Source organism: Corynebacterium sp. CNCTC7651 (assembly GCF_021496665.1).
Lineage (GTDB): Bacteria > Actinomycetota > Actinomycetes > Mycobacteriales > Mycobacteriaceae > Corynebacterium.
This window is the reverse complement of record NZ_CP071246.1, coordinates 135,785-148,972: the sequence shown is the minus strand read 5'-3', so window position 1 is coordinate 148,972 and position 13,188 is coordinate 135,785. Positions and strand designations below refer to the sequence as shown.

The following is a 13,188-nucleotide window of genomic DNA, read 5'->3' as shown; positions in this document are numbered from 1 at the left end:
GCATGCCACGAATTTGCCAGGTGGGCAGATGCTTTACGACGGCTGCCAGCCACCCACCAGCCTCCCCAGAAATCTGAGCGTTTTATGGCTACCCTTGCAAGGCATGCGTTCCCGTCTTGCCCGTGCCGCAGCCTGCGTCGCTGCCGCCACTGCCCTGTTCGCCCCGCTCGCCACAGCTCCGGCCGCGTCTGCGGAGCCGGCCCTGGCCGCCCCCGGCGGCCCGATGCGCCTGTTCCCGGCGAACCCGCCGGCCACCACCGTCAATGCGTACGGTGACACGCTGAACACCCCGCGCAACATCTACGTCTACCCGTGCTCCCAGGGCCCGACCGGCACCGTGCGTACCCCGGACGGCAAGACTATGCGCGTCATGCTCACCGCCTCCCACTGCATTGATGCCATCCCGGGCATGCAGCCGCTGGGCAAGACCGTCTACGTGCCGAAGAACGGCGACTACGCCCGGATCGGAGAGGCTGGCCACTTCGCGCCGTTGCTTCCCGGCGCGCACGACCTGTCCAATCCGCACTCTGCAATCTGGACCGCGGACTGGGGCATTGTGCACATCGACAACGCTGTGACGGACACCAAGTTCGCCCAGTCCCAGGATGTCGCAGGCGGGTCCCGCGGCGAGGCGGTTGAGCTGACCACGGTGCGCGATTTCCGCACGCTGGCGCCGGGCGAGTTCTCCCTGGACAACTTCGGCCAGCCGATCTGCAAGGACGGTGCGACGACGGGCCGCTCCTGCGGCACACAGATCGGCCGCACGCGCGACGGGATTTACTCCTACGGTTTGAACTACCGCAAGGGCGACTCCGGCGGCATTAACTATGACCCGCGCGATGGCGCGATCCTGGGCACCACCTCCATCACCCTCCTGGCGCTGGGCAAAGCGCAGCCGGCGGACCGCGCGATTGAGGATGCGTTTGGGGTGCCGGACGGACAGGTCAACAACCACTTCTCCGTCACTCAGTCCACCGCCCCTCGCGAGGAGTGGGCTCCGAACGCGGTGGAGTTTGAGGCGATCAACCAGGAGTTCAACCGCGCGAACGCCGGGTACCAGATACCGGACGCACGAGCTGAGCTGGACCGCGCAACCAACGCGGCACGCGAGGACGCGACGCGCTTCGGTGAGCAGGCACTCCGCGGCCAGGTGAACCCGGACGAGATCCGTCAGGCCGCGGATGACCACGCGCGAAACATTGCGTTCTGGGGCGCGCATGCGATCGACCAGCAGGTCGCGGCACTGCTGAATAACTAGGCCCCCCGCGGGCGCCGCGTCGCCGTGCCCGGGACAAAGCCCTCTAGTGCGCGGGAGTACACGTCGCGCAGCTTGCTCGCGGAGGCGGCCCAGCTAAACGTTGCTGCGTGTTCGGTGGCTTGTTGGGACATCGTGAGGCGCAGGGAATCGTCGATAAGCAGCTGCTCCAGCGCGTCTGCCCAGGCGGACGTGTCGTGCCCGTCCACCAAGAGCCCAGTTTTGCCTTCCGCGACGGCGATGGGCAGGCCGCCCACGCGTGCGGCGACCACCGGGGTGCCCGTGGCCTGGGCCTCGATGGCCACCAGCCCGAAGCTTTCGTTGTAGCTGGGCACGGCGACGACGTCAGCTGCCTGGTAGATGCTCACCAGCTCCTGCGGCGGGCGGGCGCCAAGGAAGCGGACGATGGTGGCAATGCCCTCCTCGCGCGCGATCTCGCGGTACCGGTCCACGCTGGAGCCCGCGCCCGACGCGCCGCCGCACACCAGAACGCGTAGCGGGGCGTCGATGCTGCGGCGGCGTGCGAGTTCCCCCGCGGCGCGCAGCAGCACCTGGGGCCCCTTGAAATCCTGCAGCCTGCCCACGAAGGCGATCACTTTGGCGTGGACGGGCACCCCGAGGTCGCGGCGCGAACGCTCGGTGTTGCGGTTGGTGCCCGGCGTGAACAGTTCGGTGTCCGCACCCGGGCTGACCACGGCGATCTTGCTTGGGTCCACGTCGTAGAAGCGGGCGAGCTCCACGGTCTCGTCCGGGGTGTTCACCACCAGCGTGTCCGCGTTATCCACCAGCTGCTGCTCGCAGATCCGCCGCGCCTCGCTTTCATTGGCGTCGGTGCCGTACGCGTTCTTCACCGCGGCCCACGTGTGCCCGGTGTGCACCAGCGGCACCCCCACCAGATCAGCAAGCAGCCACCCCACCTGGCCGGATAGCCAGTAGTGGGAATGGATGAGGTCGTAGCCCGCCCCCGTATGCTCAGATTCCGCGCGCGCAAAGTGGACAATGCCGCCGGCAAACGCCGTCAGCTGCGTGGGCAGGTCCTCTTTCTCCAGCCCCTCGTACGGCCCCGCGACGACGTTGATGACGCGGTAGCCGGACTCCACCTCAACCACCTCGCCCTGGCTGGGGTGGGTGGCACGGGTGAACACGTCCACCTCCACGCCGATGCGCGCCAGGTGCGTGGCGGTGTTGTGCACGTAGACGTTCATGCCGCCCGCGTCGCCCGACCCCGGCTGCTCCAACGGGGATGTGTGCATGGAGATCATGGCGACGCGCATGCGGCCACACTAGCGCGCTAACCCTGCGCGTGGCGGTGCCAGGACCCGAAATCCGCGGCTACCGTCGCGGCGAGCTGCCGGTAGGCTCGCAGCGTCGCCGGCTGGAGCCGCTCCAAATCCACCACGGCGCCCTCCGCAAGGTGGCGGTCATACGGCACCTGGTGCACGGCCCGGGTCCTGGCCTCAAAATGCTGGATGAGCTTTTGCGTATCGACGGTCGCCTTTCCCGGCGCCGAAGCCGAAATCACCACCACAGCGTTCGCGGCCAAGCGGTCGTAGCCGTGCAGCCCCAGCCAATCCAGTGTGGCAGACGCGGACTGCGCACCGTCCAAAGCCGGCGATGTGACCAACACCAACGTGTTAGCCAAGTCGAGCACGCCGGCCATCGCGGAGTGCATGAGCCCGGTGCCGCAGTCCGTGAGGATGACGTTGTAGTGGTGCTGAAGGATGTCGATGGAGCGCCGGTAGTCCAGTTCTGAGAATGCTTCAGACACCGCCGGGTCACGCTCCGAGGCGATCACCTCCAGCCGCGAGTTTGCCTGGGTAGTAAATGCCCTGACCTGCGGGTAGCGGGACGTGTCAGGCGCCGCCAAGAGGTCCCGGATAGTCGGTGGCGTGCCTGCCGCTGCACGCTGGGCCAGCGTGCCCAAATCCGGATTCGCGTCGATGGCGATGACGCGGTCGCCCCGCGTCTGGGCAAAGATGCCGCCGAGCGCGACGGTGGTCGTGGTTTTGCCCACGCCCCCTTTCAGGCTCATCACCGCGATGCGGTAGTCGCCGCGAAGGGGTGCCCGGATAGCGTCGTCAAGCAACTGCTCCTCGAGCTCCCGCCGCGAGCCGCCCGGGTTGATGCGGCCAGCAGTGGCGGTGTGGACCAGCTTGCGCCAGCCGTGGCGCGGCGGCTGTTTGACCGGGTCGACAAGGTTGGACTGGTCGAGCGCGGCGGGCGGCACAAGATCGATGGTGTCCCGCGACGCGTTTTGATACGTGGTCAAAGGTGTACTCCCCCCAATGAAAAATTCCCCCGAGTTTTTCCAGGCCAAGCCTACTGCGCAGAAAGATTTTGCGCGCGCTGAGCGAAAGTTACGGCACCGTAGGTTATAATTTTCATACTTTTGTTCCCCGAACAAACTATGTAAGGAGCCGCATGGGCGCGTTTGAGAGCAAAGCTTGGATTGGGCAGTACGCGGAATGGACCGACCCGTACCCGGACCTGGGATCCGATACGTTGGTGAGCCTGTTCAACGAGTGCGTGGCAACCGAACCGAAGAACACGGCAACCTGGTTCATGGGCAAAGAACTCACCTACGGCCAGCTCAACGAGAAAGTGGGCCGCGCCGCCTCCGCGCTCACCCGCCTCGGCGTGCGAGAGGGGGACCGGGTGGCGGTGGCGCTGCCGAACTGCCCGCAGCACGTCATCGCTGTCACGGCCATCCTGCGCCTGGGCGCCACCGTGGTGGAGCACAACCCCCTCTACACCTCCTACGAGCTCAAGAGCCAGTTTTTGGACCACGGCGCGAAAGTGGCCATTGTCTTTGACCGGCAGGCGCAAACCTTCCTGGACCTGACCAAAGAGACACCGCTGGAGACAGTGATCAGCGTCAACATGGTCGATGAAATGCCGCTAGCGCTGCAAGCAGTGCTCTCACTCCCCCTCCCGCCCGTGAGCAAGAAGCGGGCCGAGCTGACCAAGCCCGCGCCGGGCACCATCTCCTGGAAAGACATGCTGGCGCACGCGCGCGGCACGGTGCACGGCCCCTCCGTCACGCAGGACCACGTCGCATTCATCCTCTACACCTCCGGCACGACCGGCGAGCCGAAGGGGGCGCCGCTGACGCACCGCAACATTGTGGCCGTGCTGAAGGGCGGCCTGCAGTGGCTGGAAAACTGGGGCGCGGTGGAGGAAAGGATCTTGGCCGTTCTCCCGCTCTTCCACATTTACGGCTTGACCTTGAACTACGCGCTCGCTCTTACCGACGCCGCACAGATGGTGCTTGTCCCCGCACCCAAACCGGACCTGTACCAAAAGGCGATTGTGAAGACCCGCCCCACCGTGCTCCCAGGCGTGCCAACGCTCTACGACCGGATTACGGACTGGGCACTAGAGACCGGCGTAGACCTGTCCTCCATCCACTCCTCCGTCTCAGGCGCGGCGACGCTCCCGGCCGCCACCATCGAGCGCTGGGAGGCAGCCACCGGCGGACGCCTGATCGAAGGCTACGGCCTGACCGAAACTGCCCCGATCCTGTGCGCGAACCCGCTGGACGGCAACCGCCGCCCAGGTTATGTCGGCCTGCCGTTCCCCCACACCGAAATCCGCATTGCCAACCCGGACAACCCCGCGGAGACCATGCCGGATGGTGAGCCCGGCGAGCTGCTAGCCCGCGGGCCGCAGGTCTTCTCCGGGTACCTGAACAAGCCGGAGGCGAACAAGCGCTCATTCCACGAGGATTGGTTCCGCACCGGCGACATGGCGGTGATGGAAGAAGACGGGTTCATCCGCCTGGTGGCGCGTATCAAGGAGATCATCATCACCGGCGGCTTCAACGTCTACCCGGATGAGGTGGAAAACATCATCCGCCAGCACCCTGACGTGACCGACATTGCCGTGGTGGGCCGCCCCCGCACGGACGGGTCCGAGGACGTGGTGGCGTGCGTGACGCTTCGCGACGGCGCAGCCCTCGACCCCGAGGGCATGAAGGCCTTTGCCCGGGAGCGTCTGACGCGCTACAAAGTGCCGCGGACCTTCTACCACTTTGAGGAGCTGCAGCGCGACCAGACGGGCAAGATCCGCCGCCGCGAAGTGCGCGACGCACTGCTCCGGGACCTTACGGAAGCGTAAGTTAGCGTAGTGTTGTGCGCATGAATGCGCCCGATCCAAACGTCACCCAACCCTGGCTGCAGTACTACTCCGAATGGACCAAGCCGCCGCTGACCTACGGGCAGACCACGCTGCAGGAAATGTACGCCGACAATCTGGCGCGCAATGCGCAGAAGCCGGCGACCAAGTTCTTCGGCAGGACGCAGACCTACGCGGAGCTTGACCGCGAGGTCCGCCGCGCTGCGGCCGGTTTGAAGGCGTTCGGCGTCCGCCCGGGCGACCGCGTGGCCATCATGCTGCCCAACTGCCCCCAGCACGTCGCCGCCTACTACGCGGTGCACATGCTCGGCGGCGTGGTGGTGGAGCACAACCCGCTCTACACCGCGAATGAGCTGCGCCCGCAGTTTGAGGACCACAAGGCGCGCGTAGCCATCGTGTGGGACAAGGCCGCGGCCACGTTGGAGCAGCTGCGCGGCACCACCCCGCTGGAGACGCTGGTCAGCGTGAATATGACCAAGGCGATGCCGCGCATGCAGCAGGTGGCCCTGCGGATCCCGCTGCCCAAGCTGATGGAGGCGCGCGCCTCGCTCACCAGCCCGGCAAAGAACACCGTGCCGTGGGAGGCGCTGATCAGCTCCGCCATCGGCGGCGACGGAGCCGACCTGGGAGCGCCGGAGGGCATCACTCCGGAGTCTCCCGCGCTGATCTTGTACACCTCCGGCACCACCGGCGTACCCAAGGGCGCATTGCTCACCCACGCCAACCTCATTGCTAACCCGGTGCAGGGCGCCGCGTGGGTGAAGGAGCTGCAGACTGAGGACCAGCGCATGCTGGCCACTCTCCCGTTCTTCCACGCCTACGGATTGACGTTCTCCCTCACGCTTCCAGTGCTCATCGGCTCCGAACTGATCCTGTTGCCAGCCCCGAAGATGGACCTGGTGATGAAGGCGCTGAAGAAGGATAAGCCGACGTTTGTGCCTGGCGTGCCCACGCTGTTTGAGCGCATTGTGGAAACCGCGAAAAAGGAGAATGTGGACCTCTCCCACGTGGAGATTGGTTTCTCCGGCGCGTCCTCGCTACCCGCCTCCGTGATCGAGGATTGGGAAGCGCTCACCGGCGGCTACCTGGTGGAAGGCTACGGCCTAACAGAAACTGGCCCAATCCTGATTGGTAACCCGAGGTCCGCTGATCGCCGCCCGGGCTACATTGGCCTACCGTTCCCGGATACCGAGATCCGCATTGTGAACCCGGAGCACCCGGATGAGCTCATGCCCTACGGCGAGGCCGGCGAGATTCTCGCCCGCGGCCCGCAGGTCTTCTCCGGCTACATGAACAACGATGAGGCGACCGAGCGAGCCTTCCACAACGGCTGGTTCCGCACCGGCGATATGGGCACGATGGAAGAAGACGGCTTTATCAAGTTGGTCAGCCGCCTCAAGGAGCTCATCATCACCGGCGGCTTCAACGTCTACCCCGCCGAGGTGGAGGAAGTGCTGCGCCGCCACCCGGACATCACCGACGTGGCCGTTGTTGGCCGTCCCCGCAAGGATGGTTCAGAAGACGTCGTGGCGTGCGTGGTGCTGGAAGATGGCGCAGCCCTAGACCCGGAGGGCCTAAAGGACTTCGCCCGTGCGAACCTCACGCGCTACAAGGTTCCCCGCACCTTCTACCACTTCGAGGACCTCAACCGCGACCAGATGGGCAGGGTGCGCCGCCGCGAGGTGCGCGAAACCCTGCTTGCTCGCTTGGCCGAGGGGTAGAGCACGATCTTCTGAAATACGGCTTTCTTAAAACGCGCTAGATTGTGCAGTATGCGCAACGAAATGCCGACCCTGGCCTCGCGCATCATGCGAGAGGTGGTTCGCGGGCACCGCGACGAACTACAGCGCTTGCTGGACAAATACGGCGCGACGAATCCGCGGCTCTGCGGATCTGTCGCCCGCGGAACCGCTGGTGCCCAATCAGACATAGATATTCTTGTGGATATGGACCCAGACGCAGGGAATGTGCTGATGCGCGCCTCGGGGTTGATGGAAGAGACCCGTCAACTTTTTGGACGAAACGACATCGATATTCTTCCGTCACCGCTGTTAAGAGCCGAAGTTTCACAAACCGTGTCCCGCGACGCAGTGGCTATCTGATGCGCGGGCCAGCAGAACGAATCGACGATGCGCTTGCGGCGATCAAACGGTGACGCTACGAGTATTTCGTCGTGGACTTTGCCCTGATACAGGACATCGTCGACAACCACCTACCACCCTTGGAGCTCGCTCTCCGAACCCTCAAGGGACAGTTGTAGATCGCAGGCTTAAAACCCCACCCAGACGGGCTCGGGCACCAGCTGCACGCCGAATTGTTTCTCCACACCAGCCTGCACGTCCGTGGCCAAGGCAACGATGTCCGATGCATTCGCGTTGCCGCGGTTGGTCAGCGCCAGCGTGTGCTTAGTGGAAAGGCGGGCAGGCGCGTCCTCACCCGGATAGCCGCGGGGGAACCCGGCGCGCTCGATGAGCCAGGCGGCGGAAAGCTTCTCCTGCCCGTCACCCGCCGCGAAGCGGGGCATGCCGGCCTCCCCCACCTTTGCGTCGATCGCATCCGCCAGCGCGGTGGGCACCACAGGGTTGGTGAAGAAGGAGCCGGCAGACCACGTATCGTGATCCCCGGCATCCAAAACCATGCCCTTGGTGCGACGCGTTGCTAGGACGTTCTCTCGAGCTTCCGCAAGCGGAAGGCGCTCTCCACCCAAGTGGCGCAGCGGGATGGAAAGCTCCGTCGGCTCCAGCTGCAGCTCAATCTCCAACACCACGGCGCGGTTGGTGAACTTCAGGTTGGAGTAGCGGTACGCCAGCTCCAGCGATTCCGCTGTCACCCACTCATCCGCACCCGTCTCACGGTTGTAGAGGCGGACGCGGGTGAGCACATCCGAAATCTCGGAGCCGTAGGCGCCGACGTTTTGCACCGGCGTCGCGCCCGCAGATCCCGGGATGCCGGAGAGCGTCTCAATACCGCCCAAGCCGCGCTCTACCGCGTACGCCACAACATCGTCCCAGGTGGTGCCGGCTTGGACGCGGAGCAAAGAGCCGTCGATAAGCTCGATGCCCTCATTAGCCACCAGCACAGCGGTGAGGGGCAGCTGGCCGTCAGCCACCACCAAGTTGGAGCCGCCGCCGACGATAAGCAGGTCAGTGCCGGCCGCATCAAGCCGCGCGACGGTTTCTGCCAGCTCTTCTGCGGTGGTGCAGCGGATCAACTCTGCGGGCGTGCCACCAACACGCAACGTGGTCAGGGAGGCGAATGATGAGTCAGACACGCATGCCACGGTAGTCTTTTATCCATGACTGCACGTAGCGAAGTTACCGTTACCATTAACCACCCCGCGGAGAAGGTGGCGGAGGCGTACGCGTCCAAGGAGTACTGGGAGCACATCGCAGCCCACCTCTCCCCCGAGCCGGGCCAGCTGCACGAGTTCACCGGCGACGTGGCAACGCTGTTTGAGATCCTGCCGAAGTCCATCATGCCGGCCGCGGCGCAGGCCATGATCTCGCAGGACCTGAAGCTCAAGCGCGTGGTGCACATCGGCCAGCTGGTTGACGGCAAGGCAACCCACACCTTCACCGGCGACGTGAAGGGCACCCCGGTGGATTTTTCGGGCGAGATTGCGATGTCCGGCGAGGGCGACACCACCTCCCTGGCGTACGACAACGAGGTCAAGGTGGACATCCCGTTCATGGGCGCCGCACTTGAGCCGAAGGTGGCGGAGGCGCTCGAGGAGATTGTGGAGAACGAGGCCAAGCTCACCGAGCAGTGGATTGCTGACAATCTCTAACCCGTGACGCGGCTGAGCTTGCCGCAACACCAACAATCGTTTCGTGGCGCACTACCACAACCTGCGGGCGCAGGCGAGCCAAGGCAAGCCGTACGGGGTAATCACCCGCGGCACGACCGGGGTGAACCGCCTGCGCCGTTCTGATCGGTGGACCCGTTTCCACCCGCGCGTAGGTTCGGTACTGCGCTCCGTGGCGCACCCTTTGGCTATCGACGTCGGCTACGGGGCCTCCCACACCACGACCGTGGAGTGGGCCCGCTGGCTGCGCCAAGTCAACCCCGGCGTGGACGTTGTGGGCCTGGAGATTGATCCGGGGCGTGTGCTGCCGCCGCGCGACGGCGTGCGCTTTGAGCTCGGCGGCTTCGAGCTGGCCGGGCACACCCCGCACTTGGTGCGCGCATTCAACGTGCTGCGGCAGTACGACGTGGCCGATGTGGCCGACGCATGGGAAGCCGTGACATCCCGCCTCGCGCCCGGCGGGCTGTTCATCGAGGGCACGTGCGACGAGCTGGGCCGGCGCGCCACGTGGGTGCTCTTGGATGCCACCGGCCCGCAATCCCTCACACTGTCCTGGGACCCGCACGACGTAGCCGCCCCCAGCGATGTTGCGGAGCGGCTGCCGAAGGTGCTGATCCACCGCAACGTCCCCGGTGAACGCATTCACGCGCTGCTTGCGGATGCTGACGAGGCCTGGGAGCACGCCGCCGGCTGGGCTCCCCACGGCCCGCGGGTGAGGTGGCGCGAAACACACGCTGAGCTGGTGCGGCGCGGGTGGCCGCTCGAGCCGCAGCGGCGCCGGCTGCGCGATAACTCCCTCACGGTTGCTTGGGAGGCCGTCGCCCCGTCCGTAGACTAGGCCGCATGAAGAAAGCGTGGAAGGTGACCGTTGGGGTGTTTGCCGCCCTGCTGATTCTCCTGCTGGTGGCAGAGGCCGGAATCAGGATGTTCGTGGCCAGCCAAATCACCTCCAGTTACCAGAGCCAGGCGGTTGGCCCAGGCGCGGTTGCCGCCGCCGAACCGGAGGTGTCCTTCGGCTCCCAGCCCGTCACCATCGGACTGTTGGGTGGTTCCTTCCCGCACATGACCATTTCCACCCCCTCCACCTTGCGGGTGAGCGGGGACCAGGTGTCCGGCGATCCGGCGGCCACGGTCGTGCTGGAGAACGTGCGCATCACGGACGGTGAGCCTGTGGCCAGGACCTTCCACGTGACCACGGAACTGCCGAACGATTTCCTGCGGGCGGTGCTCAACCAACAGATCCAGGATCAGATTGGCAACAACCGCTTTCTTAAAAACGTGATTACGGTGTCTGACGTGCTCACGGATCCCGTTAGCGGAACATTCACCATCATGTTCACCAGTGGTGTCGCCGGGGTGGAACTGCGGCCCACGAGCGCAAACGGCCAGCTGAGCTTTGAGGCTGCCAGCACCCAACTCTTCGGTGTGGACTTGCCGGACGGTGTCGCAGAGGCGCTCACGGAAGCCATGGCAGAAGGGATGCGCCAAGAAGTGACGGGCGACATGCAGGTCCGCAACGTCACCGTCATCCCCGGAGGCTTGCGCGTAGAAATGGGCGGCAACAACGTCAACTTCAGCCAGCTGCAGAATGAGCTGCAGGGGCAGTTGCAGACCGCCTACCAGCCGTAGTTGCCGCGCAGAATGTTGGTAATCTGCGGGCGGACATCAAAGAAGTAAATGCCCACCGCAACCGCGCCGAACCACGCAATGAACGGCAGCGGGATCAACAGGGCCAGCGCCGAGAACGCGAGGATGGCCACCCACACCATCTTCGGTTGACGGTTGGCGGCCTCAAACGCGTCCGCCCTTGTCGTGGCAGCAAGCACTGCGCCGACGATTCCGGCGATCGCCGTGAGGCGGAACAGCAGACTTTGCAACTGTCCCGGCACACGCATGATGGTTACAACCTGGTCGATCGCCGTGGAATCCATAGGGGGCAGCTTACTTGGTGTCTTCTGCGAGGTCTGCGTCCGTGTCCACGTACACGTCCTTCTCGGCGTCGACCTTGTCGGCGCCGACCTTGTCAGCCTCAACAACCTCGCCGTCGATCACGTCAGCGTGGACGTCAGCCTCAGCGTCTGCCGGCTTCGGCTCCGCGGCGAACTGGTTCTGCAGGCGGTCCGCAAACGCATCGAAGCGGGTGCGCAGGTCAACCACGGTGTTCTCCACACCGGAGGTGTCAACCTTGTCCATGCGCTCGTTGAAGGATTCGCGAATGTCCTTCACGGCACCGGTCAGCGTCGCCCGTGCATCGTCGGTGAACTTCAGGTCGCGCTCGCGGAAGTTATTGAACACCTTCTCCGCCTCATTCGCCCAGTTGGTGGCAATGGAGCGGACCTCGCCCTCGGTTGCAGCCTGGTTCAGGCTCTCACGTGCGCTGTCGGAGGCGTTCTTGAAACGCTCCGGCAGGCCCTCGGCGAACTTGCCAATCGCGGCACCCAGCGCGGAACCCGCTGCCAGCAGGGCGTCGCCCGCCTCGCGGAGATTATCGCGCGCAACCTTGGCGTCTTCCTGGGCCTCCTCGGCCTTCGCGTCAGCCTTGGCCTCTGCAGCAGCGTCCTGGGCAGCAGTGCCGGTGGCCTCAGCAGCAGCATCCGCGCCGGTGGCGTTCAAGGTCTCGTCGTAAATCGGGGTGTTCTCAGTCATGTCAATCGCTTCCTTTGTTAGAAGAACAGGAGTTGAGACACAGTGTAAATAACCAGGCCCGCCAGCGCACCGACAATTGTGCCGTTAAGGCGGATGAACTGCAGGTCTTTTCCCACCATGAGCTCAATCTTGTCCGCGGCTTCCTCCCCGTCCCACCGCTGAATGGTCTCCGCGATAATGCCAACAATCTGGTCAGCGCCGTTCACCGCCGCGAAATGCGTCGCACGCTCCAGGTTGCGCTCCGCAGCTGCGCGCACCTCGGGGTCGCCCACCAGCTTCTCGCCCCACTCCGCCGCAGCTTGGGCTACTTTTCGACGGAGTGTTGATTCCGGGTCCGAAGCTGCGTCGATAAGCGCGGCAGAAAGCTGCTCCCAGATGCCGCCCGCGGCGGAAGTGACCGCGTCCGAGCCCATGATGTCCGCCTTGAGCTCCTCCACCCGCGTGATGGTGGCGCCGTCGAACTGCAGGTCCTGCGCAAACTGGAAGATCGTGCGGCGGATGGCCTTGCGTGCCTCGTGCTCCGGGTTTGTGTCCACCTCAGCCATGAAAGCCACCAGCTCGCGGTACACCCGCTCCCCCACAAGCTCCTTGGCAAACTGCGGAGCCCACTTGGGCATCCGCTCATCGATCATGCTGACAATGCTTCCCTGCATGCCGCCGAGCTTGCGGCGACCCCAGGCCACCACATCGTCCACGACAGGCTCCACCTTGCCGTCCGCAATGAAGCCCTCCAGCATGCGTCCGATCGGCGGGCCCCACACCGGCTCGCCCAGGCGCGAAACTACCTGGGAATCGATGAACGCCTCCGCTTCGAGCGGATCAATGCCCTCCACCATTCGGACTGCGAACTTGCCGGCCTCCTCGCTCACGCGCTCCGCGTTCGCCGGCTTGGCCAGCCACGCGCCTGCCTTCTCCGGGATGCCCGCCTGCATCACCTTCTCCGTGATCGTGCGGGCGTTGAGGAAGTTCTCGCTGACAAAGCCGCTCAGCGCATCAGCCACCTGGTCCTTCTTGCTCGGGATGATGGCAGTGTGCGGGATCTTGATCCCCATGGGGTACTTGAACAGGGCAGTGACCGCGAACCAGTCCGCCAATCCGCCCACCATGCCAGCCTCCGCGGCGGCGCGCACGTACCCGACCCACACCGGGGCCGTGCCATGCGACTGCCACCACGAGCAGGACAGGAAGATCACCGCCATGACCACCAGCAAGCCGGTCATGGTGGTTTTGTACCTTCGTAGCGTTTCCCTGCGCTCCGCCTCATTGGACGGGCCGGGCATTGGAACCGCGACTGGAGTTGCCATACCCCGATTAAATCAGGAGGGGAAACGAAAAATCTCCCTACCCT

General features: G+C 65.0%; 13 protein-coding genes. 7 read left to right on the top strand and 6 right to left on the bottom strand.

Annotated features, from left to right (window positions below):
* Positions 1 to 103: 103 nt before the first annotated feature.
* Positions 104 to 1,258, top strand: a complete 1,155-nt coding sequence (locus JZY91_RS00685; protein ID WP_234948093.1) for a S1 family peptidase — start codon at positions 104 to 106, stop codon at positions 1,256 to 1,258.
* On the opposite strand, the gene mshA is transcribed toward JZY91_RS00685, so the two are convergent.
* A complete protein-coding gene (gene mshA / locus JZY91_RS00680; RefSeq protein ID WP_234948092.1) occupies positions 1,255 to 2,529 on the bottom strand; it encodes a D-inositol-3-phosphate glycosyltransferase in 1,275 nt (424 codons plus the stop codon). The two genes, JZY91_RS00685 and mshA, sit on opposite strands and share 4 nt — an antisense overlap.
* A 17-nt stretch (positions 2,530 to 2,546) precedes the next feature.
* Positions 2,547 to 3,524: a MinD/ParA family protein gene (locus JZY91_RS00675; protein ID WP_234948091.1), complete on the bottom strand. Its 978-nt coding sequence runs from the start codon at positions 3,522 to 3,524 to the stop codon at positions 2,547 to 2,549.
* A 152-nt stretch (positions 3,525 to 3,676) separates the two neighbouring features.
* Between JZY91_RS00675 and JZY91_RS00670 the strand changes: the two genes are divergently transcribed.
* The 3 genes from JZY91_RS00670 to JZY91_RS00660 are packed head-to-tail and all read left to right on the top strand — an operon-like array spanning position 3,677 to position 7,491.
* Entirely contained in the window at positions 3,677 to 5,371 is a 1,695-nt protein-coding gene (locus JZY91_RS00670; RefSeq protein ID WP_234948090.1) for a long-chain-fatty-acid--CoA ligase, read from the top strand.
* A 20-nt stretch (positions 5,372 to 5,391) separates the two neighbouring features.
* Entirely contained in the window at positions 5,392 to 7,110 is a 1,719-nt protein-coding gene (locus JZY91_RS00665; RefSeq protein ID WP_234948089.1) for a long-chain-fatty-acid--CoA ligase, read from the top strand.
* Positions 7,111 to 7,161: 51 nt separating this feature from the next.
* Complete coding sequence (locus JZY91_RS00660; RefSeq protein WP_234948088.1) at positions 7,162 to 7,491, top strand: nucleotidyltransferase family protein; 330 nt, start codon at positions 7,162 to 7,164, stop codon at positions 7,489 to 7,491.
* Between the two features lie 167 nt (positions 7,492 to 7,658).
* Here the strand turns inward: JZY91_RS00660 and JZY91_RS00655 are convergent, their stop codons facing one another.
* Positions 7,659 to 8,660, bottom strand: coding sequence for a UDP-N-acetylmuramate dehydrogenase (locus JZY91_RS00655; protein ID WP_234948087.1), 1,002 nt, complete (start codon positions 8,658 to 8,660; stop codon positions 7,659 to 7,661).
* A 24-nt stretch (positions 8,661 to 8,684) separates the two neighbouring features.
* Here JZY91_RS00655 and JZY91_RS00650 point away from each other — a divergent pair, with 24 nt between their 5' ends.
* From JZY91_RS00650 to JZY91_RS00640, 3 genes are read left to right on the top strand one after another with little or no spacing between them, the layout of a single operon-like run.
* Positions 8,685 to 9,176 (top strand): DUF2505 domain-containing protein, encoded by a 492-nt coding sequence (locus JZY91_RS00650; protein WP_234948086.1) that lies wholly within the window; start codon positions 8,685 to 8,687, stop codon positions 9,174 to 9,176.
* Positions 9,177 to 9,219: 43 nt separating this feature from the next.
* On the top strand, positions 9,220 to 10,032 hold the full coding sequence (locus JZY91_RS00645) for a class I SAM-dependent methyltransferase (protein WP_234948085.1): 813 nt from the start codon (positions 9,220 to 9,222) through the stop codon (positions 10,030 to 10,032).
* A 5-nt stretch (positions 10,033 to 10,037) separates the two neighbouring features.
* Positions 10,038 to 10,823, top strand: coding sequence for a DUF2993 domain-containing protein (locus JZY91_RS00640; RefSeq protein WP_234948084.1), 786 nt, complete (start codon positions 10,038 to 10,040; stop codon positions 10,821 to 10,823).
* Here JZY91_RS00640 and JZY91_RS00635 read toward each other — a convergent pair.
* From JZY91_RS00635 to JZY91_RS00625, 3 genes are read right to left on the bottom strand one after another with little or no spacing between them, the layout of a single operon-like run.
* On the bottom strand, positions 10,811 to 11,089 hold the full coding sequence (locus JZY91_RS00635; RefSeq protein ID WP_370639274.1) for a DUF2516 family protein: 279 nt from the start codon (positions 11,087 to 11,089) through the stop codon (positions 10,811 to 10,813). The genes JZY91_RS00640 and JZY91_RS00635 overlap by 13 nt on opposite strands.
* A 46-nt stretch (positions 11,090 to 11,135) precedes the next feature.
* Positions 11,136 to 11,840: a CGLAU_01105 family protein gene (locus JZY91_RS00630; RefSeq protein ID WP_234948082.1), complete on the bottom strand. Its 705-nt coding sequence runs from the start codon at positions 11,838 to 11,840 to the stop codon at positions 11,136 to 11,138.
* Positions 11,841 to 11,857: 17 nt separating this feature from the next.
* On the bottom strand, positions 11,858 to 13,144 hold the full coding sequence (locus JZY91_RS00625) for a DUF445 domain-containing protein (RefSeq protein ID WP_234948081.1): 1,287 nt from the start codon (positions 13,142 to 13,144) through the stop codon (positions 11,858 to 11,860).
* Positions 13,145 to 13,188: the final 44 nt, after the last annotated feature.

What these genes read in the sequence shown, in the direction of transcription:
- JZY91_RS00670 (WP_234948090.1), top strand. Translation starts at nt 3,677, where the DNA reads ATGGGCGCGTTTGAGAGCAAAGCTTGGATTGGGCAGTACGCGGAATGG.
- JZY91_RS00625 (WP_234948081.1), bottom strand. Translation starts at nt 13,144, where the DNA reads ATGGCAACTCCAGTCGCGGTTCCAATGCCCGGCCCGTCCAATGAGGCG.
- JZY91_RS00635 (WP_370639274.1), bottom strand. Translation starts at nt 11,089, where the DNA reads ATGCGTGTGCCGGGACAGTTGCAAAGTCTGCTGTTCCGCCTCACGGCG.
- JZY91_RS00660 (WP_234948088.1), top strand. Translation starts at nt 7,162, where the DNA reads ATGCGCAACGAAATGCCGACCCTGGCCTCGCGCATCATGCGAGAGGTG.
- JZY91_RS00640 (WP_234948084.1), top strand. Translation starts at nt 10,038, where the DNA reads ATGAAGAAAGCGTGGAAGGTGACCGTTGGGGTGTTTGCCGCCCTGCTG.
- JZY91_RS00650 (WP_234948086.1), top strand. Translation starts at nt 8,685, where the DNA reads ATGACTGCACGTAGCGAAGTTACCGTTACCATTAACCACCCCGCGGAG.
- JZY91_RS00685 (WP_234948093.1), top strand. Translation starts at nt 104, where the DNA reads ATGCGTTCCCGTCTTGCCCGTGCCGCAGCCTGCGTCGCTGCCGCCACT.
- JZY91_RS00630 (WP_234948082.1), bottom strand. Translation starts at nt 11,840, where the DNA reads ATGACTGAGAACACCCCGATTTACGACGAGACCTTGAACGCCACCGGC.
- mshA (WP_234948092.1), bottom strand. Translation starts at nt 2,529, where the DNA reads ATGCGCGTCGCCATGATCTCCATGCACACATCCCCGTTGGAGCAGCCG.
- JZY91_RS00665 (WP_234948089.1), top strand. Translation starts at nt 5,392, where the DNA reads ATGAATGCGCCCGATCCAAACGTCACCCAACCCTGGCTGCAGTACTAC.